Annotated in this window: 24 protein-coding genes; 23 read left to right on the top strand and 1 reads right to left on the bottom strand. The window is 49.7% G+C overall.

Features of this window, described 5'->3' with window-relative positions; genetic code table 11:
* Positions 1-194: 194 nt before the first annotated feature.
* Positions 195-656 carry a hypothetical protein gene (locus ACO6V1_RS11290; protein WP_422466907.1) on the top strand — a complete coding sequence of 154 codons (462 nt, stop codon included), beginning with the start codon at positions 195-197 and terminating at the stop codon, positions 654-656.
* A 458-nt stretch (positions 657-1,114) separates the two neighbouring features.
* Positions 1,115-1,573: a hypothetical protein gene (locus ACO6V1_RS11285; RefSeq protein WP_422445378.1), complete on the top strand. Its 459-nt coding sequence runs from the start codon at positions 1,115-1,117 to the stop codon at positions 1,571-1,573.
* A gap of 316 nt (positions 1,574-1,889) precedes the next feature.
* Here ACO6V1_RS11285 and ACO6V1_RS11280 read toward each other — a convergent pair whose 3' ends face one another.
* A complete protein-coding gene (locus ACO6V1_RS11280) occupies positions 1,890-3,605 on the bottom strand; it encodes a sugar phosphorylase (protein WP_422445376.1) in 1,716 nt (571 codons plus the stop codon).
* A 297-nt stretch (positions 3,606-3,902) separates the two neighbouring features.
* Here ACO6V1_RS11280 and ACO6V1_RS11275 point away from each other — a divergent pair, with 297 nt between their 5' ends.
* The 21 genes from ACO6V1_RS11275 to ACO6V1_RS11175 all read left to right on the top strand — a co-directional run bounded on the left by ACO6V1_RS11275 (position 3,903) and on the right by ACO6V1_RS11175 (position 25,820).
* Positions 3,903-4,661 (top strand): hypothetical protein, encoded by a 759-nt coding sequence (locus ACO6V1_RS11275; RefSeq protein WP_422466905.1) that lies wholly within the window; start codon positions 3,903-3,905, stop codon positions 4,659-4,661.
* Positions 4,662-5,037: 376 nt separating this feature from the next.
* A complete protein-coding gene (locus tag ACO6V1_RS11270; protein WP_422466903.1) occupies positions 5,038-5,796 on the top strand; it encodes a hypothetical protein in 759 nt (252 codons plus the stop codon).
* A gap of 222 nt (positions 5,797-6,018) precedes the next feature.
* Positions 6,019-6,843: a UTP--glucose-1-phosphate uridylyltransferase GalU gene (gene galU / locus ACO6V1_RS11265; RefSeq protein WP_422445370.1), complete on the top strand. Its 825-nt coding sequence runs from the start codon at positions 6,019-6,021 to the stop codon at positions 6,841-6,843.
* A gap of 15 nt (positions 6,844-6,858) precedes the next feature.
* Positions 6,859-7,668: an HAD-IIB family hydrolase gene (locus ACO6V1_RS11260; RefSeq protein ID WP_422445368.1), complete on the top strand. Its 810-nt coding sequence runs from the start codon at positions 6,859-6,861 to the stop codon at positions 7,666-7,668.
* Between the two features lie 32 nt (positions 7,669-7,700).
* Positions 7,701-8,921: a glycosyl transferase gene (locus tag ACO6V1_RS11255; protein WP_422466901.1), complete on the top strand. Its 1,221-nt coding sequence runs from the start codon at positions 7,701-7,703 to the stop codon at positions 8,919-8,921.
* Between the two features lie 256 nt (positions 8,922-9,177).
* Positions 9,178-9,978 carry a 30S ribosomal protein S2 gene (gene rpsB, locus ACO6V1_RS11250; protein ID WP_422466899.1) on the top strand — a complete coding sequence of 267 codons (801 nt, stop codon included), beginning with the start codon at positions 9,178-9,180 and terminating at the stop codon, positions 9,976-9,978.
* A 221-nt stretch (positions 9,979-10,199) separates the two neighbouring features.
* Positions 10,200-11,060: a translation elongation factor Ts gene (tsf, locus tag ACO6V1_RS11245; RefSeq protein ID WP_422445362.1), complete on the top strand. Its 861-nt coding sequence runs from the start codon at positions 10,200-10,202 to the stop codon at positions 11,058-11,060.
* A 333-nt stretch (positions 11,061-11,393) separates the two neighbouring features.
* Positions 11,394-12,125: a UMP kinase gene (gene pyrH, locus ACO6V1_RS11240; RefSeq protein WP_422466913.1), complete on the top strand. Its 732-nt coding sequence runs from the start codon at positions 11,394-11,396 to the stop codon at positions 12,123-12,125.
* Positions 12,126-12,127: 2 nt separating this feature from the next.
* Positions 12,128-12,685: a ribosome recycling factor gene (frr, locus tag ACO6V1_RS11235; protein ID WP_209200164.1), complete on the top strand. Its 558-nt coding sequence runs from the start codon at positions 12,128-12,130 to the stop codon at positions 12,683-12,685.
* A 196-nt stretch (positions 12,686-12,881) separates the two neighbouring features.
* Positions 12,882-13,661 carry a polyprenyl diphosphate synthase gene (gene uppS / locus ACO6V1_RS11230; RefSeq protein ID WP_422445359.1) on the top strand — a complete coding sequence of 260 codons (780 nt, stop codon included), beginning with the start codon at positions 12,882-12,884 and terminating at the stop codon, positions 13,659-13,661.
* Positions 13,655-14,461, top strand: coding sequence for a phosphatidate cytidylyltransferase (locus ACO6V1_RS11225; protein WP_422445357.1), 807 nt, complete (start codon positions 13,655-13,657; stop codon positions 14,459-14,461). Before uppS ends, ACO6V1_RS11225 begins: the two co-directional genes overlap by 7 nt.
* 3 nt (positions 14,462-14,464) lie before the next feature.
* Complete coding sequence (gene ispC, locus ACO6V1_RS11220) at positions 14,465-15,679, top strand: 1-deoxy-D-xylulose-5-phosphate reductoisomerase (RefSeq protein ID WP_422445355.1); 1,215 nt, start codon at positions 14,465-14,467, stop codon at positions 15,677-15,679.
* Positions 15,676-17,079, top strand: a complete 1,404-nt coding sequence (gene rseP, locus ACO6V1_RS11215; protein WP_422466897.1) for a sigma E protease regulator RseP — start codon at positions 15,676-15,678, stop codon at positions 17,077-17,079. Before ispC ends, rseP begins: the two co-directional genes overlap by 4 nt.
* 103 nt (positions 17,080-17,182) lie before the next feature.
* Positions 17,183-19,498: an outer membrane protein assembly factor BamA gene (gene bamA, locus ACO6V1_RS11210; protein WP_422466895.1), complete on the top strand. Its 2,316-nt coding sequence runs from the start codon at positions 17,183-17,185 to the stop codon at positions 19,496-19,498.
* Between the two features lie 265 nt (positions 19,499-19,763).
* On the top strand, positions 19,764-20,273 hold the full coding sequence (locus tag ACO6V1_RS11205; RefSeq protein WP_422466893.1) for an OmpH family outer membrane protein: 510 nt from the start codon (positions 19,764-19,766) through the stop codon (positions 20,271-20,273).
* Between the two features lie 6 nt (positions 20,274-20,279).
* On the top strand, positions 20,280-21,299 hold the full coding sequence (gene lpxD / locus ACO6V1_RS11200) for a UDP-3-O-(3-hydroxymyristoyl)glucosamine N-acyltransferase (protein WP_422466891.1): 1,020 nt from the start codon (positions 20,280-20,282) through the stop codon (positions 21,297-21,299).
* 313 nt (positions 21,300-21,612) lie between these two features.
* Entirely contained in the window at positions 21,613-22,053 is a 441-nt protein-coding gene (fabZ, locus tag ACO6V1_RS11195) for a 3-hydroxyacyl-ACP dehydratase FabZ (protein WP_422466889.1), read from the top strand.
* Between the two features lie 71 nt (positions 22,054-22,124).
* Positions 22,125-22,907: an acyl-ACP--UDP-N-acetylglucosamine O-acyltransferase gene (lpxA, locus tag ACO6V1_RS11190; RefSeq protein ID WP_422462475.1), complete on the top strand. Its 783-nt coding sequence runs from the start codon at positions 22,125-22,127 to the stop codon at positions 22,905-22,907.
* Entirely contained in the window at positions 22,907-24,097 is a 1,191-nt protein-coding gene (lpxB, locus tag ACO6V1_RS11185) for a lipid-A-disaccharide synthase (RefSeq protein WP_422462452.1), read from the top strand. The genes lpxA and lpxB overlap by 1 nt, the downstream gene beginning before the upstream one ends.
* On the top strand, positions 24,094-24,711 hold the full coding sequence (gene rnhB / locus ACO6V1_RS11180) for a ribonuclease HII (protein WP_422462450.1): 618 nt from the start codon (positions 24,094-24,096) through the stop codon (positions 24,709-24,711). Before lpxB ends, rnhB begins: the two co-directional genes overlap by 4 nt.
* Positions 24,712-25,439: 728 nt before the next feature.
* A complete protein-coding gene (locus ACO6V1_RS11175; RefSeq protein ID WP_422462448.1) occupies positions 25,440-25,820 on the top strand; it encodes a hypothetical protein in 381 nt (126 codons plus the stop codon).
* Positions 25,821-26,066 lie beyond the last annotated feature (246 nt).

Genomic DNA, 26,066 nt, shown 5'->3' with positions numbered 1-26,066 from the left:
AGTTCCGTTTTTTTGGCTGTGATCTTTTTTTGTTAAAGAGTTATTCAGGTGTTGTCCAAATTTTGATGGTGCGATTTTATTGCTTGCTCATGATTATTGATGAACTTATTCAATTGCCCAAAGTCCAAAAGTTTAATCAATAGTATATTGATCTTTTTTAATATTAAAAACTTATAATTATTGGAGAGTTCATTATGATCAATACTGGAACCGGTCAAATTATTACACGTGACCCTCAAGCTGTTATTACTGTCAGTCCAGAGGGGGAAAACGATGTAAGTGGCTCTGGCAATGAAAGCCTTGCTACTGCCTTTTTCAAAACCATAGCAACAAAGCCCCTCTGGCGGGGACTGTTCATTGTTTCCGTGAATACAGCATTGTATGCATGCGGTGAGGCACTGAGTTACTTCGCAGATGAACGGGATGGGCATTTGCCATTGTACCCGTTCAATATATCGCAGCCATTCCTGGGTGGAGCAGTCGTGGGTTTTGCTCAAGGGGCTTACCAGGCCTGTTTAACCGAGGCGTATGTTGCAATTCATACTTGTATTGAGAACAGATCGATCAGCATGGTACCAGGTCAGCCAAATGTCATCACTGCCAAGGATGAAATCCCTGGTGATCAGCGTCCCGTTGAGTCTGGAAGTAAACACTGACGGTCCGCCTGCTGTAGCTCGTTAATTACTGCGCCGGTTTATCAGGGGCTTTACCTCCATTGGGGTTAACCCGGATATTTCATAAACGTGCTCCCGCTCTCGCTTGACCTTTGCCGCTCTAAGGGAGTTTTGTTCAGTCGACCACACTCCCCGGTACGGCGCTCCCTCACAAAATCCCATAGAGCGACAAGGTCCTTCGCGAGATTCGGGGCAGTTTATGAAACATCCGGGTCAAGCCATCTGCAGCTTCACGGATAACCGGATGATGCGGCTATTGAAATTAACATCCGTACCAGCTTTTCTGCAGGCAGTGATGCTATTGACGTTCAGTTAGTACGATTTTACCGCTCCCTTGAGTTCATTAGTGAACTTTTTCAATTATCCAAAGTCAAAATGTGTGATCAATAATAAAAAAATTTCTTTTAATACTATAAATTTCTAATTTTTGAGAGTTCATTATGAACCCCGTAACCCATATTTCCGGCACCGGCAGTGCACAAATTGATATTTCTGGCACATCAGAGGGAGTAAGCAATGCAAGTGGTTCTGGCAATGAACGCCAGACTGCTACTCCCTGGTACCGAACAGAGAAGGCAAAAACTGTCTGGCGGGGGCTAACCATTATCTCCGCTGGTGTAGCCCTGGGGATAGGTGGTGAGTCACTGATTAATTATCTTTGGAAACGGGATGGGGTTATACCAACGTACACGGATGATACTCCGCAGCCAATCATGGGGGCCAGCCTAGGCTTTTTAGCAGGGAGTATTATTTTCTTACTCGATGAGCGTCGCCGCACAATACAGGAAAATTCTCTGGCAAGCAGATCAATCAGTGTGTCATCGAGTCAATCAGAGGTCTTCAACACCCGGGTTCAAATTTCGGATCTGGACTCCACTGATAGGGCAAGTAGAGTCTGATATCCTTAGCCCGGATATTTCATAAACGTGCTCCCGATCTCGCTTGTCCTTTGCCGCTCTAAGGGAGTTTTGCTCAGTCGACCGTACTCCCCGGTACGGCGCTCCCTCACAAAATCCCTTAGAGCGACAAAGTCTGGCGCGAGATTCGGGGCAGTTTATGAAATATCCGGGCTAGCTTATTAACTACTGGTTTATCAGGGGCTTTGGCCTCTACTGAAGTTGAGCCATATGCTGCGTTACCAGGAAACTGATGTGCCCGGGCGTGCCGGGCGCGATGACCAGATAACGCGCTCACTGTGCCGAACGATCCATGAGATCACCGGGTGCCTGAAACCAGCCATAGGGTTTGATAGGGCTTTAACTGTTCAGAGGTAAAGGTCTTGCCGCTAAGCAGGTCAAGACGGCCTTGGTATTTTTTTGCATTTATGTCCAAATGAGTTGCCGTCAGATTATGAATGGCAACCAGGCTTCTGTCCGTTTTGGGCTCAGTCCTGGAAAAGGCCAGAATGCCCGGTGCGATATCAATGATTTGCTGAGGGCAGTCCGGGTGAAAACAGCGCTCTTTTCGGCGAATTCCAATAATGGTTTTCAGGGTTTTAAAGACCATGCTCTGCATTGAGACGGGGTTTTCCAGTTCTGTGCGCAGTTCTTCAATATCCCATTTACGGCGATTGATGGATCGGGTGCGGCCAGATCGTTCAACGCCGACAATATCGTTCGGAGTCGCCAGCAGGCTATGAATATAGATGGCCGGAATACCTTTCATGCCGAGCATAATGATTTGTGAGCAGAGAAAGCGTTGTGCCTGCCAGTGATCCTCGCCACGGCGTGTGCCTTTCATGGCGTCAAATAGAGAGATATTGATCTCATAAGGTTTTTCGCTTTGATCCTGTAGTGTGCGCATGCTGACGAACCCGCCAAAACGGTGCATGCTGTCCACCAGTTCGGCGACTTCACTGTCGGGGACGAGCCCTTCAAGCGGTCGCAGCCCAATGCCATCATGGGAGGCGGTGAAATTCAGTGTTGTGCAACCCTCAGGGTATTCCGGTAATGCCCTTGCCCAGTGCGCCAGGTATTTTTCTGTGCCCCGGTTTAGTGCATGGAGTATCAGTGGCGGCAGTGCAAACTGGTACACCAAATGCGCCTCATCGCCCCGGGCGAAATAGCTGAAGTTTTCCGGGTCAGGTACATTGGTTTCGGTTATCAGTAATGCACCGGGGCGAACCTGTTCAATAATCAGCCGCATTACTTTGACCATGGCGTGGGTTTCCGGCAGATGTACGCAGGCTGTATTGAGCTTCTTCCATAGGAAAGCTATGGCATCAAGACGCACTACGCTGGTACCCCGGGCAAGATAGAAAAGCACAATATCGACCATTTTTATCAGTACATCCGGGTTTTTGAAGTTAAGGTCGATCTGGTCCTCACTGAAGGTGGCCCAGACGTGGCGGGTTCCCCGGCGTGTCTGGGTGGGAACCAGCAGGGGGGAGTTTCTGGGGCGGGTGACCATGGTGAGATCTGTGGATGGATCTTCCTCAATAAAGTAGTCCCGCCCAGGCTGGATGCCGCTGACAAAATCCGCAAACCACAGGCTTTCCCGGGATACGTGGTTGATAACCAGGTCGGTCATTAACCGATAGCGCTCAGCGATGGCCCTGACGTTATTCCAGTCACCAAGAGCAGGGTTAACCTGCAGATAATCAATGATGGAGAATCCATCATCAGAACTGTAGGGGAAATAAGGCAGTATATGCACGGTGGAGATCAGCTGCCGGATGTGCCTGCCAAGGAATTCACTGAGTACTTTCAGTGGTGGTTTCCCATGCTCTGTGAGGCTGTCGCCATAAGTGATCAGATAGATATCCTGCTCTGACCAGGCGTCAAAACTTTTCGGTTCATGGTTGTGCAGAAAGTACTCAACCCGGCGGACGATGATACTGGCGAGGTCATCCGATTGATCACCATAAGGGATGTGAAGAAGCCTGGATAGCGATTGATGAAATGACGCAAAGATAGGGGGATAGCTTTGCAAAATGCCTCTCCTGTAATAGCAGCGTTATGGTGTTCTGATTCACGTTCTTAATATCAGGAGCATGAGTTGTGCCATGTAACATTGGCATATTATTCGACCATATTTACGGGTATATGATAGTGATATAACCCGTTATCTAAAAAATTTTCGCGATATATCACTTTAAGGTATTGAACTATTTTTTGTCATAATGGTCAAAAATTACACATGGCAATTTTTGCAATATGCGTCATTTAATAACCATGATGGCAGCCCTTAACTTTTGTGTATTGTGCATCCCGATAACAGGAAGAAAAAATGAATGTCCCACCAGCAGGTTCATTACAACTTGATACTGCCCTTAAACCCGGCCCTCCAGCTGATGCTCAAGCCGTTCTCAGTAAGTCAGGCCTGGTAAGTCTGGTCATGGAAAAACTGAGTTTTATCAAACTTCACCATGGTGACGAAGCAGAGAAGCAGAGTGTTAAAGCATTGTATGAGCGTCTGATATCCGAATACCCTGGAGCCGCCACCATTGAAGAGCCGCCCTGTATTACACGAGCACCGGGCGAAAGTGATAAGCACTTTCTTAAAAGATTTATCTTGGAGGTTATCACTCAATACCCGCTGTTGAAATTTCAGGAGGTCAATAGCCGAGATGAGGCAGAGCAATCAAGCCATAATCTAACTCATTTCTATGACACAGTTAATCATGTAGATATCAAAATCTGTAAAATATCTGAAGTCATCGAAAGTGTGAAAATACTGGCCAGTATGTACAAATATCCCTGGATCGATCATTTAAGAAAAGATCAACACAAATGGGGCGAATATTCCGGTCTGCTTAACGGTGATTTATTCATTTCAGCCGGATCAGCTGACGTGGTGGATTTATCGCATAAGAGGGTGATGAAACGACTGAAAAAGGCAAATGCCCGTACCAGCTACTCTCCGCTGTTCTTTTTTCGCAATGAAGACAGCCTCCAGAAAGGTATGTTGATAATCTGTAGATCTACTGACCCTAACCCCAAAAGGGAAATGGGTATATTCATTCGATCTATCAAGCAGAAGTCATAGATAAGAGCAGGTTTCACCCAACGATTGGGTCGACTATAAAGAAAGCTTCGGAAGATGCAAACCGGAACCTGCTATTGCAAAATGCCTCTCCTGAAATAGCAGCGTTATGGAGTTTTGATTCACGTTCTTAATATCAGGAGCATGAGTTGTGCCATGTAACATTGGCATATTATTCGCCCCGCCTTTACGGAATGATGATAGTGACATTCCCCGCTATCTCCAACTTTTTTGCGATATATCACTTTAAGGTTTTGAACTATTTTTTGTCAGAATGGTCAAAAATCATGCTTGGCAATTTTGTAATATGCGCCAGGCAATTGCCATAATTGCAGCCCTTAACTTTTGTGTATTGCGACCCCGATAACAGGAAGAAAAAATGAACGTCACACCAACTGGTTCACCAAATGTTGATCCTGCTGATAAATCCCCTCCTCCAGATTATGATCAAGCCGTTCCCAGCAGGTTAGGACTGGTTAGGCTGGTCACAAGACAGCTGAGTCATATCAAACTTCACCAAGGTGACATAGAAGAGAAGTTGAGTGTTCAAGAATTGCTTGAGCGTCTGATATCCGAATACCCGGGAGTCGCTACCATTGGAAAGCCTCTCTATATTACACAGGCACAGGACGAAAGTCATAAAGACTTTCTTAAAAGATTTATTCATCAGGTTATCTATCAATACCCGCGGTTGAAATTTCAGGAGGTCAATAGCCGAGACGAAGCAGAGCAATCAGGCCATGATTTAACTCATTTCTATGACAAAGATAATCGTGTAGATATCAAAATCTGTAAAATAGCTGAAGTTATCGAAAGTGTGAAACAACTGGTTAGCATGCAGCATTATCCCTGGATCAGTAAAGTAATGGGTGAATCTAATAACGATCCACAAAGTTGGGGCAAACATTCCGGTCTGCTTGAGAAAGATTTTTTCATTGCAGCTGGATTAGTTGTCATGGGAAATTTACAGCATGAAAGTGTGATACAACACCTGAGAGAGGCAAATGCCATAACCGGCTACAATCCGCTCGTCTTTTTTCGCAATGAAGACGACCTCCAAAAAGGTATGTTGATAATCTGTACATCTACTGACACTGACCCTAAAAGGCAAATGGGTATAAGTATTACATCTGATTAGATAAGAGCAGGTTCCGCCCAACGATTGGGCCGACTATAAAGAAAGCTTCGGAAGAAGCAAACCGGAACCTGCTATTGCAAAATGCCTCTCCTGAAATAGCAACTGTATAAAGCTCTGATTCACACTCTTTACCTTCTTGATATGAGTTGTGCCTTGTAACATTGGCATGGGAACTGCATTGTATTAACGCATTCAAGATCAAGTGATAAACGGAGTTATTGAATGATTACAAAATGCCTCTTTCCTGTTGCCGGTTATGGCACACGTTTTTTGCCAGCCACCAAATCCATGCCCAAGGAAATGCTGCCCATTGTTGATAAGCCGCTGATTCAATACGGGGTAGAGGAGGCGATGGAAGCAGGATTAACGGATCTCGGTTTTGTTAATGGCAGGAATAAGCGGGCGATACCGGATCACTTTGATATTAACTATGAACTGGAGGCGGAGATTGCCGGTAGTGGCAAGGAGGAGAAACTGTCGTCGATCCGGGATGTGATGTCTGCCTGTACCTTCTCGTATACCCGGCAGAATCAGATGCTGGGGCTGGGGCATGCCATTGCCTGTGGTCAGACATTAATAGGTGATCAGCCCTTCGGTGTCATTCTGGCGGATGACCTTTGTGTCAATGATAAGGGGCCATCGGTGATGGCTCAGCTGGTCAATCTCTATAAGCAGTTCCGATGTACGATTCTTGCGGTACAGGAAGTGGCCGCGGCAGAAACCGAAAAGTATGGAGTAATTGCCGGGGAGGCCCTGGATGAGCATTTGATCCGGGTGACGGATATGGTGGAAAAACCTGCGCCTTCAGAGGCTCCCAGTAATCTTGCGGTTATTGGCCGTTACGTTCTGACCCCCGATATCTTTGACATTATTGCCAACACCGAGGCGGGAAAAAACGGTGAGGTACAACTGACAGATGCCATTTTGTCTCAGGCCAGAAGTGGTTGTGTGATTGCCTGTAAATTTCAGGGCAGGCGATTTGACTGTGGCAGTATGGGTGGTTTTGTCGAGGCCACCAATGCCATTTATCAAAAACGTTTTGGTTGAGTGGATGGTTTATTGATGGCAGCAACAGCGCCGAGGATACTGGTTTTTACCGATCTTGATGGCTCCCTTATGGATCATAATGATTATGGCTGGGCAGCCGCTCAGCCTGCCCTGGAATTGCTGGTTGAGCGTGAAATACCGGTCATTTTTAACACCAGTAAAACGCTGGAAGAGGTGCTTGTTATTCAGCGACAGATGGGGAATGATCAGCCATTTATCAGTGAAAATGGCATGGTGACGACGATCCCGGCGGATTATTTCCGGGATTCCTGTGGGCTTACCCACTTTTTTCATGGTCAGCCTTATCGCAGCATACGGCGAATTTTATCCAATATCCGGCTTAAACATGGTTTCAGGTTTACCGGCTTTGGTGACCTGACCGGGGATCAGGTGGCAGAAGTTACCGGGTTATCAATCGATGAGGCGGGTAAAGCCATGACCCGAAAGGCCAGTGAGCCGGTGATCTGGCGTGATGGTGATGCAGAATTGCGGGAGTTTGTCAGGTTGCTTGAGTCGCAAGGGCTTCATCTGACGAGAGGAGGGCGCTTTTATCATGTTTCCGGGAAAGGGGATAAAGGGCTGGCTTTGCGGGCATTACTGCAAAGGTATCAGCAGGAATATCCGGAAGAGACCTGGCAAACCTGTGCGCTTGGGGATGGGATGAACGACTTGCCGATGCTGGAGGCGGCCGATTATCCGGTGCTTATCCGATCGGAGCATGGCCAGGCACCGGATGTGAGTCATCTGGTGAATGTTGTTAAAACCCGCAGTGTCGGTCCTGAGGGTTGGAATCAGGCCATACTTGATATGTTTGGCAAGCCATAAAATCACTTTCAATAGTGGAGGAAAGGTGGGTTATGGGTGACTTTTATCAGAATGGCATAATTACCAATTTTCACAATCTGAGAGTTCGGTCAACCGACGATATGGAGCGTGACCTGCTGGCATTTTCCCGCCAGCGTCCCATGTCACTGGTCCTGCCTTCATTGTTTTCAGAATTGGAAGGGCCTGCTCTGAGGCATATTGTCGAAGAGCTGAGCCAGGTGCGCTATCTCTCTGAAATAGTGATTGGCCTTGATCGCGCTGATCAGGAGCAGTTTGCCTATGCCAGGGATTTCTTTGGACGGCTGGATCAGCATCACCGTATTCTCTGGCAGGATGGGCCAAAGTTGCAGGCAGTTGATGCCCTGCTGGCTGAAAAGGGCCTGGCCCCGAAAGAGCCAGGGAAAGGAAGGAATGTCTGGTATTGCTACGGTTATGTGCTGGCATCGGCAAAGTCAGAAGCTGTGGCGCTCCATGACTGCGATATTGTTACCTATCAGCGGGATCTGCTGGCCAGGCTGCTCTATCCGGTTGCTAATCCCGCCTTCAGCTATGACTTCTGCAAAGGCTATTATGCGCGAATCGCTGACAATAAGTTAAATGGCCGGGTCAGCCGTCTGCTGGTTACGCCCCTTTTGCGGGCGCTGAAAAAGATTCTCGGGCCGATGGAGTATCTCGAATATCTGGACAGCTTTCGTTATCCCCTGGCGGGTGAATTCTCCATGAGAACCAGTGTCTTTAACGATATCCGGATTCCCAGTGACTGGGGGCTGGAGATTGGGGTGTTGTCGGAGGTTAAGCGCAATTACTCCAGTAAGCGGCTCTGTCAGGTGGATATTGCGGATATTTATGATCATAAGCATCAGCCGCTGTCTGAAGGGGATGTCAGTCGCGGGCTGTCGAAAATGAGTCATGACATCATCAAGGCGATTTTCCGCAAACTGGCCACCAATGGTGTTCAATTTAATACCGAGACTTTCAGGACCATCAAGGCGACCTACTACCGGGTGGCCCTGGACTTTATTGAATCCTACTATGATGATGCCATGATCAATGGTTTGCATGTGGATCGTGACAGTGAAGAGCGGGCCGTTGAGTTGTTTGCCAGGAATATCATGGAAGCCGGTCAGCATTTTCTGGAAAACCCCATGGAGCGTCCCTTTATTCCCAGTTGGAACCGGGTTATGTCTGCTGTTCCGGATATATTGGAGCGACTTTATGATGCGGTGGAAGAAGATAACCAGCGTTTTGGCTGATGGCAGAAAAAGTTTCGAAAATTGTCCGGGTATGGTATAAAGCGCCACTTGATTTCGAGATGCGATTTCAAGATGGGGTACATGGCGGTTAGTCTCACGACTGAGCAGCATGGACTTCATTAAACTTAACGTTGATAAAAGATCTCACATTCACCGACACATGGTTCCGGGTGCCAGTTTTAATCCGTTAAACGGATGATGATCTGGTCGAACACATGGGGTGTTTGGAGGCATAACCCTGAATCAGGAGATTCCCATGACTCAAGTCACTATGCGTGACATGCTCAAGGCCGGCGTGCATTTCGGTCACCAGACCCGTTACTGGAACCCGAAGATGAACAAGTTCATCTTTGGTGCACGCAACCGAATTCATATCATTAACCTTGAGCACACCCTGCCTGCCTTTAATGGCGCTCTGCAGTTCATCGGCAAGCTGGCTGAAGGCAAGAACAAGGTCATGTTTGTTGGTACCAAGCGCGCTGCTGGCAAGATCATTCGTGAAGAGGCTGCTCGCTGTGGCATGCCTTACGTTGATCACCGCTGGTTGGGTGGTATGCTGACCAACTACAAGACCATTCGCCAGTCCATCAAGCGTCTGCGTGATCTTGAAAGCCAGCGTGACGACGGTACTTTTGAAAAACTGACCAAGAAAGAAGCGCTGATGCGCAGCCGTGATCTGGAAAAACTGGATCGCAGCCTGGGCGGTATCAAGGACATGGGCAGTCTGCCAGACGCTCTGTTCGTTATCGACGTTGAGCATGAGCGCATCGCTATCCAGGAAGCCAACAAGCTGGGTATTCCGGTTATTGGTATCGTCGATACCAACTCCAGCCCTGAAGGTGTGGACTACATCATTCCAGGTAACGATGATGCGATCCGTGCTATCCAGCTGTACCTGAAGGCTGCTGCTGATGTGATTCTGGAAGGTCGTGCCCGTGCGAGCACTGGTGCTGAAGACGAGTTCGTAGAAATCGAAGAAGCGCCAAAGGCTGAGGAAGCGCCAAAGGCTGAGGAAGCTCCCAAGTCTGAAGAAGCGCAGGGTTCTGAAGAAGCCTGAGGCTTCGAAGACCTGGTGCCAGGCAGTATCTGATTAACCTGGTCTTATGACAGGGTGCAGGCTTTACGATTGCACTGCATAAATAACAGATGCTGCTTGCCGATTTTGGAAAAGAGTAAGGGGGCTTTGCCCCCTTTTTTCCGATGTACAGATAACTATTCTTTTATGCCGCTGTTATTGCTGGTGGCATAAAAAGACTGTCAATTTGCGAGGAATCAACCATGGCAGCTATTAGTGCAGCACTGGTAAAAGAACTGCGTGAGCGTACTGGCCTGGGCATGATGGAGTGCAAAAAAGCACTGGTTGAAGCACAGGGTGACATTGAAGTTGCAATCGAAGAAATGCGTAAGTCCGGTCAGGCAAAAGCTGCCAAGAAAGCCGGTCGTATCGCAGCAGAAGGTATTGTAGCCGTTAAAGTGGCTGACGATGCCAGCTTTGGTGTGCTGGTTGAAGTCAACAGTGAAACTGACTTCGTAGCCCGTGATGATAACTTCCTGAACTTCGTTCAGCAGGTGGTTGGCGCTGCTTTTGCCCGTAAAGAAGCTGACGTTAACGCGCTGATGGAAGGCGAGCTGGAAGAAGCCCGTCAGGCGCTGGTTCAGAAGATCGGTGAAAACATCGGCGTTCGTCGTATCGCTATCGTTGAAGGCGGCGTGATTGGCTCATACGTTCACGGTAACAACCGTATCGCTGTTCTGACCAGACTGGAAGGTGGTGATACTGAACTGGCTCGTGATATCGCCATGCACGTTGCGGCTGTTAACCCACAGGTGGTTAACAAGGAAGATATGCCGGCTGAACTGGTAGAGAAAGAGAAAGAGATCTTCCAGGCTCAGGCAGAGCAGTCTGGCAAGCCAGCCAATATCATCGAGAAGATGATTGAAGGTCGTATCAGCAAGTTCCTGGCAGAAAGCAGCCTGGTTGAACAGCCTTTCGTTAAAGATCCTGATACCACTGTTGGTGCACTGGCCAAAAAAGCTGGCGCTACTGTAGCCAGCTTCGTACGTTTCGAAGTGGGTGAAGGTATCGAGAAAGAAGAAGTGGACTTCGCTGCTGAAGTCCGCGCTCAGGCAGGACTGTAATAACCAGAAGCCTGTCGGACAGCCTCCCGGGGCAACGCAGGAGCAGTTGCCGCGCAGGACAGTCTTGATTCCGACAGGCTCCTGGGCCAGCCCATTGGGTTGGCCTTTTCATGTCTATCCATAGCTGATGGTTGATTTTCAGGTTTTCTTCATGGGAAAGTTTCATGGACAAGAATGTCAACTGTCAGAACACATCAACTCGCTGGCTGATTGGTCAGAACAGATCATTTTCGGCCAGACGGTTCATCGAATGCAGCTTTCATGGCTGGTCTCCCGATGGCAGCGCATTTGCGGGATGTGTGTAATTTAGCCAACCAGACTCGGAAACTGAACATGCCGGCAAGTGATAGTCAACCGAAATACAAACGTATACTGCTGAAGCTCAGCGGTGAAGCTCTGCAGGGCGAAGGTGAGTTTGGTATTGATCCCAGGGTCCTGGATCGAATGGCCCTGGAAATCGGTCAGTTAGTAGGGATTGGTGTACAGGTTGGTATCGTTATCGGCGGTGGAAACCTCTTCCGTGGCGCTGCGCTGAGTGCCGCAGGCCTGGACCGGGTCACCGGTGATCACATGGGGATGCTGGCAACCGTGATGAATGCCCTTGCCCTGCGTGATGCCCTGGAACGTTCCAATATCAATACCCGGGTGATGTCTGCCATTCCCATGAGTGGTGTTGTGGAGCATTATGATCATCGTCGTGCCGTGCGGTATCTCAACTCTGGCGATGTGGTGATTTTTTCTGCTGGTACCGGAAATCCATTTTTTACCACTGACTCTGCGGCCTGTCTGAGAGGCATTGAAGTGGGCGTTGATATCGTTCTCAAGGCCACCAAGGTTGACGGTGTCTATGATAAAGATCCGGTAAAGCATTCTGATGCGGTTAAATTTGATCAGCTGACCTATGATGATGTCCTGGCTCGCAAGCTGGCCGTTATGGATTTAACGGCAATTTGCCTGGTGCGCGACCAGCAGATGCCTGTTCGGGTGTTTAATATGAACAAGTCCGGCGCTCTGTTAAATCTTGTGGTTGGCGGTAATGAAGGAACACTGGTAAACGGGGGTTAATGATGATCAATGAGATTAAAGATGATGCCAAAGAGCGTATGGGCAAAACCATTGAATCGTTGACGGTTGCCTTCAACAAGATTCGTACCGGTCGCGCCCATCCAAGTCTTCTGGATGGCATTAAGGTGTCTTACTACGGCTCAGAAACACCGCTGAGTCAGATGGCTAACATTTCTGTTGAAGACGGTCGTACGCTGGCTGTTCGTGTCTGGGAAAGACAGATTGTGCCTGATGTTGAAAAGGCAATTCTGAAGTCTGACCTGGGGCTGAACCCATCGACTGCCGGTGAAGTTATTCGTATTCCTCTGCCACCGCTGACCGAAGAGACCCGCAAGGGCTATATTCGTCAGGCGCGTCAGGATGCGGAGAATGCCCGCATTGCTATCCGCAATATCCGCCGTGATGCACTGGCTGATATTAAAGAGCTGGAAAAGGAAAAAGAGATCAGTGAAGACGACGAGCGTCGTGGTCAGGATGATGTGCAGAAGCTGACTGATCAGTTTATTGCTGAAGTTGATAAAAATCTTTCTGTTAAGGAAGAAGATTTAATGGCGATCTAATGGCTGACTGTACTGAATTGCGGTTATTGCCTTTGTCTGGCTGGCGTCAGACAGAATCCTGCTGGTAATGACTGCAATAATTCAGGCGTCAGTTGTCTTTTGATGCTTTGTGGGCGCTTGCTTTTTACGGCGGGCTCCTGCAAGGTTCTACTGTTACACTTTTTTTTACCTGCCAATTTTCAGATCGTCTTAATCCATGGCCAATACATTGTTACAGGGAAAAAGCGGCATTCAGGGAGTTCCGCCAGAGAGGCTGCCGCGCCATGTGGCTATTATTCTTGATGGGAACAACCGCTGGGCCAAACGGAAACACCTGCCCGGACTCGCCGGACACCGCGCGGGTGTTAACCGGGTTCGTGAAGTGGTTGAAGCCTGCGATGAACAGGGTGTTGAAGTGCTCACGCTGTTTGCGTTCAGCAGCGAGAACTGGAATCGGCCGGTCATTGAAGTCAATGGCCTGATGCGCCTGTTCCTGGGGGTTCTCAAGCGAGAGGCTCGTCGGATGAAGAAAAATCGCATCCGGCTGAAGGTCATTGGCGACATTACCCGATTCAGTCCTGAAATTCAGAAATATATTCAAGAAGTAGAAACGCTCACTGCCAATGATTATTCAGTGACCCTGGTCATTGCTGCCAACTATGGCGGCAGGTGGGATATCGCTTCTGCTGCGAGGCTACTGGCTGAAAAAGTGGCGCGTGGTGAGCTTGATGCTAAAAATATTGATGAGTTTGCCATTGAACAGCATCTCAGTACGTCGGGTTTGCCTGCCCCTGATCTATTGATTCGTACCAGTGGTGAACAGCGAATCAGTAACTTTCTATTGTGGCAATGTGCTTACAGTGAGTTTTATTTTACCGACACCCTGTGGCCAGATTTTGGCCGTAATGAATTACAGCAGGCCCTGCTGAGCTACGCCCGTCGCCAGCGACGGTTTGGCAAAACCAGCGAGCAAGTGGAGGCTGAAACACTGTGCTGAAAGAAAGAATCATAACTGCTGTCATATTAGCGCCAGTGGCGCTGGCAGGCGTTTTTTTATTGCCATTAACCGGTTTTGGCTTCTTTATTGCCGCGATTATTATGTTAGCGGCTTGGGAGTGGGCGAACCTTTCCGGTTTTGAACAGCGATCTGTACGTCTGTTCTATGCGCTGGCTATTGGTGTTTTTTGTGCTCTGACACTTTTTTTACCGTCCTCGTTGGTTCTTGGTCTGGCTGCTGTCTGGTGGCTGGTCGCCTTTATCCTTGTCAGGCAATATCCCAAGAGCGCGCGCTGGCTTGAGAACCAGTCCCTTAGATTATTGGTGGGGGTGCTGACTCTGGTGCCTCCATGGCTTGGTCTTTATGAGCTCAAACAAATGCCAGACTCTGCCTGGTTGATTGTTATCCTTCTGGTGATGGTTTGGGGGGCAGACTGTGGTGCTTATTTTGCTGGCAAGCGTTTTGGCAGAACAAAACTTATTGAGCGGGTCAGCCCGAAAAAGACCATGGAGGGACTGGTCGGAGGCTTACTGGTCTCAATGCTGATTTCAAGTCTTGTGACGTTGTTCTTCAGTGTCAGCTTTTTACAGGGGGTGTTGTTGTTGATTCTGAGCATACTGACTGTTCTGGTTTCCGTTCTGGGCGACCTCTGGGAAAGTGTTTTGAAACGTTGCCGCGGGGTCAAGGACAGCGGAAACCTGCTGCCAGGTCATGGTGGTGTGCTTGATCGAATTGATAGCCTGACGGCTGCCGTTCCGATATTTACTCTTTTTGTCATGATAACCAGGGGTGTATTTTAGGTCATGACTGCATCATGCTCTCAATCCGGCAGACAGCGGGTTTGTGTGTTGGGTTCCACCGGGTCCATTGGCAAAAGTACTTTGGATGTGATCGCGCGGAATCCGGATCAATACACCGTGCATTCTTTAGTAGCCGGCAGAAACGCGGACGTTATGCTGGAGCAGGCCCGTCAGTTTCGTCCGCAATATATCGTTATGGCGGATGAACAGGCGGCCAATAAACTCAGGGCGGACCTTCAGTCTGAAGGTTTGCGCATCTCTGTTGAATCCGGCCTGGATGCCATGAACCAGGTGGCGGCGGATGGTGATGTTGACGTGGTTATGGCGGCCATTGTTGGTGCTGCGGGGCTACCGCCCACCATGGCTGCGGTTCGTGCCGGAAAAAAAATACTGCTGGCGAACAAGGAAACGCTGGTGATGACCGGTGCCTTGTTCATGGATGCGGTTAAGGCATCTGGTTCTGTTCTCCTTCCTATCGATAGTGAGCATAACGCCATTTTTCAGTGCTTGCCTGCCAATCACCACGGGGGGCTTGAGCGGGTGGGGGTCAGGCGAATATTGCTGACCGCTTCCGGTGGTCCATTCCGACAGTCTCCGGTAGAAAGTTTTGCCGCTGTGACACCTGAACAGGCCTGTGCCCATCCAAACTGGAGTATGGGGCGTAAAATTTCCGTAGACTCTGCCACGATGATGAATAAAGGGCTTGAGTTTATTGAAGCCTGCTGGTTGTTTGATGCCCGTCCTGAGCAGGTGGAGGTGGTGATTCATCCGCAAAGCATCATCCACTCAATGGTGGATTATGAGGATGGCTCGGTACTTGCCCAGATGGGGAATCCGGACATGAGAACACCCATTGCCCATGCCCTGGCATGGCCGGGAAGGATACCATCCGGTGTTGCTCCCCTGTCTCTGACCGAGATTGCCAGACTGGACTTCTATGCGCCGGACATGATGCGTTACCGCTGTCTGAAGCTGGCCCAGGACGTGGCGCGCAGCGGTGGTACCGCGGCTGCTATGCTCAATGCTGCCAATGAAATTGCCGTTGATGCATTTCTGGAACGCAAACTGCGTTTTGATCGCATACCTGAAGTCATTAATGCCACATTGCAGACCTTGCCGGTCATGAATGTCGGCGACATAGATCAAGTGCTGGAAGCTGACAGGGAAGCCCGCTATCTGGCCCGGAAACAGGTTTCACAAATGCAGGGTGTTGCATGATTTTTGAATCGCTCTTGTCGGAGATAGCTGACTCAGCACAGACCATTTTTGCTTTTGTAGTAACCCTTGGAATACTGGTGAGTATTCACGAGTATGGTCACTTCTGGGTGGCCCGCCGTTGCGGTGTTAAAGTACTTCGTTTCTCCGTGGGTTTTGGCAAGTCATTATGGCGCTGGACTGATCGTCATGGTACTGAATTCAGTATTGCTGCGGTACCGTTGGGTGGCTATGTCAAGATGCTGGATGAGAGGGAAGGGCCGGTGCCCGATAATGAGCAGCACCTTTCTTTTAATAATAAGCCCGTCCTTGCCCGGATTGCCATTGTTGCTGCCGGGCCTGTTGCCAACTTTCTGCTGGCCATTTTTGCCCTCTGGCTCATGTACATGGTGGGTGTTCGTACCCTGATGCCTCAGGTTGGCGAAGTGATTCCCGATTCTCCGTCTGCCGTTGCAGGTATTCACCCCGGTGATGAAATTGTTGCTGTGAACGGTGTGGAAACACCGGGCTGGCAGGCCGTGAACATGGAACTTTTGTCCTTCATTGGTGAGAGCCGAAATCTTGATGTCTCTATCCGGGCAGGTGAGCCCGGAGAGGCCTCAGAGGGGGCTGTGCGGGATAAAAATATCACGATAGTTGACTGGCTGGTTAATGAGGAACAGCCGAATCCTGTGCGTTCCCTGGGTATTGTGCCTTACTCTCCTGTTATCCCCGCAGTCATTGGTCAGCTATCGGACGATGGGGCGGCAGCAAGAGATGGTCTGGAGTCGGGTGATAAAATCCTGCAGGTTAATGGCGAAACCGTCATTGACTGGATGCACTTTGTTGAACTGATTCGTGACAATGCCGGTCTAACGTTGCAATTGCTGGTTGAGCGGGATGGCGTCAGTCAGGAAATGCCGTTGACCCCGGGCAGTCGATCCACTGATGGGGTGACAACCGGTTTTATCGGTGCAGGTGTCCAGCAGGTTTCCTGGCCAGAAACGATGATTCGTCATTTACAGTTTGGGCCGATTGATTCGCTGGTAAAAGGTGCCCAGGCGACCTGGTCACTGACCAGCATGACCCTGGAATCCCTCTGGAAGATGGTTGTCGGGCTTGTTTCCGTGAAAAACTTGAGCGGTCCGATAACCATTGCTAAAGTGGCTGGCGCGTCGCTTGAGTCTGGGCTGGAAAATTTTCTCTATTTTCTGGCCATGTTGAGCGTCAGCCTGGGGGTGTTGAACCTGCTCCCCATACCCGTGCTGGATGGCGGTCATCTGCTTTTCTACCTCGTTGAAATGGTCAGGGGCAAGCCGCTTTCCGAGAAAATCCAGACACTGGGTTTGAAAATCGGGGTAACCTTTGTTGTCGGAGTAATGATGCTGGCCATGTATAACGACCTGAGCCGACTCTTCCAATGAAAGAAAAGCACTTTGCGCTCTGCGCGTCATGAATAGCGATGTGGAAATTGAAGAGCATGTTTTTCACGTTAATGCGAAATGAACACGGATAAGAACGGATTCCATGAAGCGATCACTGTTGTCTCTGCTGATTGGCTCTTTAGCCATCGCGCCTGCTGCCCAGGCCTTCGTCGTCTCAGATATCCGGATTGATGGCCTTCAACGGGTTTCAGCCGGGACAGTTTTTAATGCCCTGCCGGTTGAGGTGGGCGATGATATTGAATCACCGGATATTGCCGGGGCCGCCCGGGCGCTCTATCAAACCGGGTATTTCAATGATATTCGTATGGCCCGTGAAGGTGATGTTCTGGTGGTTGCCGTGGTTGAACGACCCTCCATCAGCGCAATTGAGATCAAGGGCAATAAGGCGATCAAGACGGAAGATCTGATGACTGGCCTGGAGCGGTCCGGTCTGGCGGAAGGTGAGATTTTCCAGCAGGCCACGCTGGAAGCGATCCGTCTTGAGCTTGAGCGTCAATACGTTGCCCAGGGGCGATACGGTGCCAGGATCACCGCCGATGTTGAAGCGCAGCCCCGTAACCGGGTGAAGTTGCGCATCAATGTCAAGGAAGGCAAGGTGGCGACCATACAGCATGTTAATGTTGTGGGTAATACGGCCTTCCCCAGGGATGAACTGATTGACCTGTTTGAGCTGCAGAAAACCGAGTGGTATCAATTCTTCAGTTCTGCGGATAAATACTCCCGGGAGAAACTGTCCGGTGACCTGGAGCGTTTGCGGTCATGGTACCTGGACCGGGGTTATATCAACTTCAATATTACCTCCACCCAGGTTTCTATCAGCCCTGACAAGCAGAGTGTGTATATCACGGTCAACGTGGCTGAGGGCGATAAGTACACAGTCAGTGACGTTAAGCTGGCCGGTGATCTGGTGATTCCTGAAGACGAGGCAAGAAAGCTGCTGCTGGCCCAGCCGGAGCAGGTGTTCTCCCGCAGACTGATTACTACCACGGAAGAGATTCTGAGCCGTCGCCTTGGCAACGAAGGGTATACCTTTGCCAATGTGACCGGAATTCCCAAACCGGACCATGGCAACAAAACCGTTGAGTTGACCTTCTTTGTTGATCCGGGCCGCAGAGCCTATGTCCGACGGATTAATTTCTCCGGGAATACCAAGACCGATGATGAGGTACTGCGTCGGGAAATGCGCCAGATGGAGGGGGCTTCTGCCAATACCCAGAAGATTGAGCAGTCTAAGGTGCGGCTAGAGCGTCTGGGGTATTTCAAGGAGGTCAATGTTGAAACGCCGCCGGTGCCGGGAACCAGCGATCAGATTGATGTTAATTACACCGTAGAAGAGCAGCCTTCCGGCAGTGTTACGGCCAGTATCGGTTTCTCCCAGTCTGATGGTCTGTTACTCGGTGGTTCTGTCAGCCAGAATAACTTTCTGGGAACCGGCAACAAGGTCACCGTTGGTCTGAACAAAAGTGATGTCAGCCAGCTCTATAATTTCAGTTTTATGGATCCCTATTACACCATTGACGGTGTATCCCGTGGTTATGATATTTACTATCGAACCTACGATTACAGTGATTCGGACATCTCCAGTTATGCGGCTGACACCTTTGGTGGTAACGTTCGTTTCGGGTATCCATTGTCTGAAACAGAGTCCATTAATTTCAGTCTTGGGGTTGATGGTACGGAAATAACCACCGGTTCCGGTACTCCCAGGGTTATTCTGAATTATCTTGATACAGAAGGGCGCAAGTTTACCAATATCAAGACGTCGCTGGGCTGGTCGCAGTCAGAGTTGAACCGTGGGCTACTGCCAACGGCCGGTTATTCCCAGAGCTTATCGCTGTCTGCCGCGATTCCGGGCTCATCCACCACATTTTATAAGCTGGTGTATCGAGGTCAGTACTTTCAGCCCATTACCCGCAGTCTGACGGCGCGTTTTGCCACTCGCCTGGGTTATGGCGGTGCCTATGGCAGTACTTCTGAAATGCCGTTCTTTGAGAACTTCTATGCCGGTGGTTTTGGTTCTGTAAGGGGTTACAATGATAACTCCCTTGGACCCAAGGCTGCGCAACGGGATAACGGCGATGACTTCAACAGCATGGGTGGTGATGTGCTGCTTGAGGGTACGGTTGAAGTGCTATTCCCTTTACCCTTTGTCAAGGATCAGCGTTCATTAAGGACCAGCGTGTTCTTTGACTACGGTAATGTGTTTGATACGAGCTGCAGCTCACAGGTGGTCGATTGCTACAAGCCGGGCCTGGGTGAGCTGCGTTACAGTGCTGGTGTGGGCCTGACCTGGATTACCCCCCTTGGCCCGCTGACTTTCAGTCTGGCTAAGGCTCTGAATGCCAAAGGCAGGGATGAAACCCAGACCTTCCAGTTCTCTCTGGGGACTCCATTCTAAGGAGCCTGTCGGGCTTAAGCGTCCGTAGCGAGGATTGCGAGAAATTGAGGATAAAAATTTCTGCTTCTGAGGAGAATAGCGGGGCTATTTGACGAAGAAGCAGGAATTTTTAGACCAATTTTTCGCAACCGCAGTAGGACAGTCTTAAGTCCGACAGGCTCCTAAGCAAATCCCTCTTTTAGGAGGGAATTTTACGTAATTAAAAGGTGCTATCAGGCACCTTTTCTTTATAATGCCTTTTTTTACCGTTTTCAGGAGATTTATTTTGAAATCCATCAGACTGGCATTCCTGGCCCTGATTATGTTGGCCCCCCTGGCCAATGCAGCCACTACTGGCAGTAAAGTGGGTGTGCTTGATACGGTGATGGTGTTAAGTGAATCCGATGTGGGCAAACAATACGCCAAAAAGTCTGAAGCCAAGTTCAAGCCTCAGTTGATTGCTCTGCAGAAGCTGGAGAGTGACGTTCGTAATATGCAGGAAAAGCTGCAAAAAGATGGACCGACTTTGAGCGCCGAGCAATTGAAAGTTCGTCAGCTGGAGTTGCAGCGCAAGTATGAAGACTGGCAGCTGAAAGGACGCCAGTATCAGACTGACAAAGCAGAAGCGGATAATGCTGAGCGTGAAAAGCTGCGGCCAAAACTGCAGACTGCCATCGATAAAGTTATTAGTGAGTTAAAGCTGGACCTGGTCATTGATCGTCAGATGGCCATCTATGGCAGTCCGAGTATTGATATCACTCGCAAGGTCATTGAAAGCCTCAACCAGATGAAGTAATGAATCATGACTGATGTTTATACTTTGTCCCAACTGGCAGAACAGTGTGGTGCCCGGCTGCAGGGAGATGGGGATAAGCAGGTCTCAGGTCTGAATACCCTTCAGGATGCCGGGGGGCATGAGTTAAGCTTTCTGGCCAATCCGGCCTACGCCCGATATCTGGAAACCACTCAGGCCGGTGCGGTTATTCTCTGCCCGGATTCCGCCAGTGGCTTTGCCGGCAATGCCCTGGTTCTTGATAACCCATACCTGGGTTATGCCCGGCTCTCCTCCCTGTTCGATACTGACCGTGGTGGCAATGCAGGAATCCACCCCAGTGCCGTGGTTGATGAGACCGCTGTTGTGGATGCGACCGCTGCCATTGGTGCCAATGTTGTGATTGAGGCAGGCGTTCAGATTGCCGCCGGTGTTCGCATAGATGCCGGTACCGTGGTGGGGCACGACTCCGTGCTTGGTGCCGATGTTCACCTCCATCGCAATGTTACGGTCTGCCATGGTGTCATCATCGGTGATCGGACCATCATTCACTCCGGAGCGGTGATTGGTGGTGATGGTTTTGGTAATGCGCACGCGGATGGCCGCTGGTACAAAATCGCCCAGATCGGTGGTGTGGTGATCGGCAGTGATGTTGAAATTGGCAACAACACCTGTATTGACCGTGGTGCCCTGGGTAATACGGAAATACACAGTGGTGTCCGTCTCGATAACCTGATTCAGATTGCTCACAATGTGGTAATCGGCGAGAACACGGCTATTGCCGCTGGTGTCGGTATTTCCGGAAGTACAAAGATTGGTAAAAACTGTACTATTGCCGGAGCCGCCGGTTTTGCCGGTCATCTGACCATTGCTGATGGGACGTTTATCAGTGGCATGGCCATGATTACGCGCTCAATTACCAGGGCTGGTTCCTACTCTTCCGGTACTGGTTTTATGGAGAGTCGTGAGTGGCGGAAAAACGTGGTTCGTTTCCGGCAACTGGACGATCTGGCCAGGCGGGTTAAACAGCTGGAGAAGCAGTGCGACTGATATAAGTACACTGAAACCCAGGAGGCTGACCGAGAATAGACTGCCCTACCGGCAACTGCTCCTGCGTTGCTCTAGCTCCTGCATCCATGCAGTCGTGCGGTGGCAGAAAATTGGTCTAAAAATCCGCTTTTGTTCGGCAAATAGCCCCGCTATTCACCTCACAAAACCGAATTTTTATCCTCAATTTTCTGCCATCCTCGCTACGGGGTCGCCTAGACGGGCGCTATTCTCGGTCAGCCTCCTGGGGTAAGAATTTTTACGGTAAAGGAAAGGCTGGTTGTCCAGCCTTTTTCTGTTATAGAGTTTAAGGTGAATGAGACGAATTGAGGTAATTAAGGAGATCCTGCCCCACCGATATCCTTTTCTGCTGGTGGATCGGGTTCTTCATGTGGATACAGAAAATGGCACCATCGAATGTCTTAAAAATGTATCCAGTAATGAGCCGCATTTTAATGGTCATTTCCCACGGCATCCGGTGATGCCGGGGGTGTTGATTATTGAAGCGATGGCTCAGTCAGCAGGTATCCTTGGTTATCACATTCGCAAGATGGATAGCGACACAATCTACTTTTTTGCCGGAGCGGATAAGGTGCGTTTTCGCAAACCGGTGGTTCCCGGTGATCAGCTGATTCTCCGGGCAACACTGTTGGCACGGAAACGGGATATCTGGAAATTTGCCTGTGAGGCGGTGGTTGATGGTAATATTGTCTGCTCTGCTGAAGTTACGTGTGCAAGAAAGGAAATAAAATCTTGAGCGACACACTCTCCGTTACTGATTCTGAAGCTGCCGGGGCGGTTGAAGCCATTAGCCCGTTGCAAGCCGATATTCATCCAACCGCCAAAGTTCATCCGTCGGCTATTGTCGAACCGGGTGCCCGTATTGGTGAAGATGTTGAAGTTGGGCCGTGGACTTATATTGGGCCGGGAGTTGAAGTGGGTATGGGTAGCCGTATTCACTCTCATGTAGTGATCAAGGGCCCGACGGTGATCGGGAAAAATAACCGTATTTTTCAGTTTTCCAGTGTTGGTGAAGAGTGTCAGGATAAAAAATACGCTGGTGAGCCCACTCGCCTGGTGATTGGCGATAACAATACTATCCGTGAAGGTTGTACCATCCATCGTGGCACCATTCAGGATCAATGGCTGACTGCTATTGGCAATAACAATTTGCTGATGGCCTATGTGCATGTGGCCCATGACTGTGTTATAGGTGACAACTGTATTATTGCCAACAATGTGGCACTTGCCGGTCATGTGATGGTTGGTGATAACGCCATCCTGGGCGGTTACACGACGGTGCATCAGTTCTGCAAGATTGGTGCCTTCAGTATGAGTGCTGCCCATACGGCACTGTTTAAAGATGTGCCGGCATTTGTCATGTCCAGTGGTAATCCGGCTGAAGCCCATGGTATGAACTTTGAAGGCATGCGTCGCCGGGGCTATACGCCTGAACTGATCAGCACACTGCGACAATGCTACAAGATCATTTACCGTCAGGGGTTGAGAACGGCTGAAGCGATTGATCGTCTCGAGAGTATGGAGCCGTTACCGGAAATTCAACTGCTGATTGACTCTCTGAAATCATCAAGCCGTGGTATTACCCGGTGATGCAGTCGGCAGTTTCTTCCCCGGGATTATCATTACGTGTTGCATTGGTTGCAGGAGAAGCCTCAGGGGATATTCTCGGGGCCGGGCTGATCCGTGAAATCAAACGACATTATCCGGATGCTTACTGCTATGGTATTGGCGGTCCCCTGATGCAGTCAGAGGGTTTTGACAGCGTGTTCCCCATGGAGCGGTTATCGGTGATGGGGCTGGTTGAGGTTCTCGGGCGTTTGCGAGAACTGCTGGGTATTCGCAAACAGTTGCGGGAACGACTGATTGCCGATCAGCCTGATGTGTTTATTGGTATTGATGCCCCTGATTTTAATCTGGTGCTTGAACGCAGGCTGAAAGCGGCCGGTATTCCAACCGTGCATTATGTCAGCCCCCAGGTATGGGCATGGCGTGAAGGTCGTCTGAAAAAAATCCGGCACTCCGTAGACCATATGCTGGCACTGCTCCCGTTTGAAGCGGACTATTACAGGGATCATGGTGTACCTGTGACCTTTGTTGGCCACCCCCTGGCTGACCAGATTTCCATGAATCCGGATCAAGACGCAGCCAGACATACCCTGGGTGTCAGTCATGGTGGTGGGCCGGTAATCGGGCTATTGCCAGGCAGCCGCAAACCAGAGATAGCCAAACTTGGTCAACTATTTCTTGAGACCGCCCGCCTGCTCAGGAAAGACTTCCCGGATGCTCGCTTTTTAATTCCCTGTGCCAATGAGCGACGAAAAAAGCAACTTCTACCCATTGTCAGTGAGTTTCCGGATCTGGACGTAACGGTCTATGATGGCCAGGCACAATCGGTTATGGCCGCCTCGGATGCGATTCTGATCGCTTCGGGAACCGCTGTTCTTGAAGCTGCACTGCATAAAAAGCCACTGGTTGTCAGTTATAAAATGGCACCGCTCAGTTTTGCCATTATCAGCCGGATGGTGAAGGTCAAATATGTCGCACTGCCCAATCTTCTGGCCGACAAAGAGCTGGTACCTGAAGTGTTACAGGACGATGCTACTCCTGAAAATCTCAGGGTTTTGATCAAGAAGGCCATTGAAGATCAGGCGTACAGAGATACTCTGAAACAGTCTTTTAAGGAGATTCACCACCAACTGAAGCAGGATGCCAGCAGGCTGGCCTATGAAGCGGTGATGTCAGTTATTCAGCAGACCAGGCAGCGGGTAGAGAATCAATGAAGCAAAATCAATTTGACTGGTGTGACGCCAGTGACACAGGAATTATTGTTGCCGGTGTTGATGAAGTGGGCAGAGGTCCACTGTGTGGCCCGGTGATTGCCGCTGCTGTCATCCTGGATCCTGCTCGCCCGATTGAAGGTTTGAATGATTCCAAAAAACTGTCGGAGAAAAAGCGAGAGGCGCTTTTTGACGTTATTTGTCATAACGCCCTGGCCTGGTCACTGGGCAGGGCTGAAGTAGCAGAAATTGATGAACTGAATATTCTCCATGCCACCATGCTGGCAATGCAGCGTGCCGTTGAGGGATTATCGGTCAGGCCCGAACTGGCTTATATCGATGGTAACCGTTGTCCAGCGCTTTCCTGTCGTGCTGAAGCCATTGTAAAAGGCGATAGTCGTATTCCTGAGATTGCTGCCGCTTCCATTATCGCCAAGGTGACCCGCGACCGGGAAATGTTGATTATGGACAGGGAGTGGCCGGGTTATGGCATCGCAGGGCATAAAGGTTATCCTACTAAAGTCCACCTTGAAGCGTTAAGAAAGTTGGGGCCTGCTCCCGTCCATCGTCGTTCCTTCAAGCCGGTTCAGGAGCTCCTGGCTGATGTGGTCAGTTGACATAAAAAGCAACGGACGCAACAAGCCTGGTACATGGTTTCAATGAGTTTGACGGGTTGTCGTGCCTCCGCACTCCGTTCGTCCTGAAGCTTGTCGAAGGACCCATAGGGCCTAAAGGCGGAAACTCCGGACTCTGATAGATCGTGCCAAGCACCCTTCGACTCCGCTCAGGGTGAACGGAGATAGTACACGTCAAACTCATTGAAACCATGTACTAGGCTTGGTCTGTGCAGGTCTTTGGGTCGCAATAATACAGTCATTTCAATGTGGGCGTTGTCAGGTCCGATTTACAGTGTCGGTGAGGAGCTGTTACTGGTACTTTAGCACTAGTGACATTGCGTAGCGCAGGAGGGGGAGTTAACTGCCATGTCTGCTGTGGCCAAATGGTGATAATTCTGAAGGAACTTTTTTTAAATAACTTACTCTAATAAAACACTCACAAACACTGAGTATTTTAAGCATTTCTGAAAACAAGAACCAAGAACCAAGAACCAAGAACCAAGAACCAAGAACCAAGAACCAAGAACCAAGAACCAAGAACCAAGAACCAAGAATCAAGAATATGGTACAGAAAAGCGTTAATACCCGTTCCTCCTGAGCTTGTCGAAGAATGGTGCCACCGTACTTCGACAAGCTCAGCACGAACGGTATGGGTATCAACGTTTAGCTGCACTGGTGCTTTGTTGTGTCAGAAACGAACAATCTTAATTTATAAGAATGAATTGAATATGAATGGTATGAATCAATTTAAGCCTCTTCCGCCCGTGACTACACAGCCACAACCAGAGGGATGTCGAATATCAGGCTATACCCTTAATTGTAACGCCAGGGTTAAAAAAGATGCTGCCACGACTGTAGGCCTTATCGCGGGGAGTACCGCTTTAGCCTCTGTTATTGGTGGTGCTCTTTCCAGCTGCAAACCTGCTGTAGTTATCGCTACCGGCCTACCTGTTTGCGCTGCTGCCACTATCGCTTCTGCATTCTGTTGTATCTGCAAAGATGAATGCCCGTGCTTTAAGCCGCTTCCGGACCGACAGGTTGAGCACGTCAAGCCGGGTTACCTGGCCGATGAGGAGCAGCACATAGCTCCTGGTGCAGAAAAGCGTTAATATCCGTATACCCCGCTCATCCTGGAGCGGAGTCGAAGGGTGCGGGTACCGCACTTTGACTCCGCTTCAGTACAAACGGTATGGATATCAACGCAACCCGCGACTGCATGGATGCAGGAGCTAAAGCAACGCAGGAGCAGTTGCCGTGCAGGACAGTCTTAAGTAGTTAACCAAATGAAATCGTATATTTCTGACTAAGTTGTCAGTCACTCTGCGGCGTTGCAACTCCGGTCACATAGCTACGGC

The sequence above is a fragment of the Endozoicomonas sp. ALC013 genome, assembly GCF_049310205.1.
Lineage (GTDB): Bacteria > Pseudomonadota > Gammaproteobacteria > Pseudomonadales > Endozoicomonadaceae > Endozoicomonas.
Note: the sequence above shows the minus strand (reverse complement) of the source record. Positions and strands in the feature narration are given on the sequence as shown.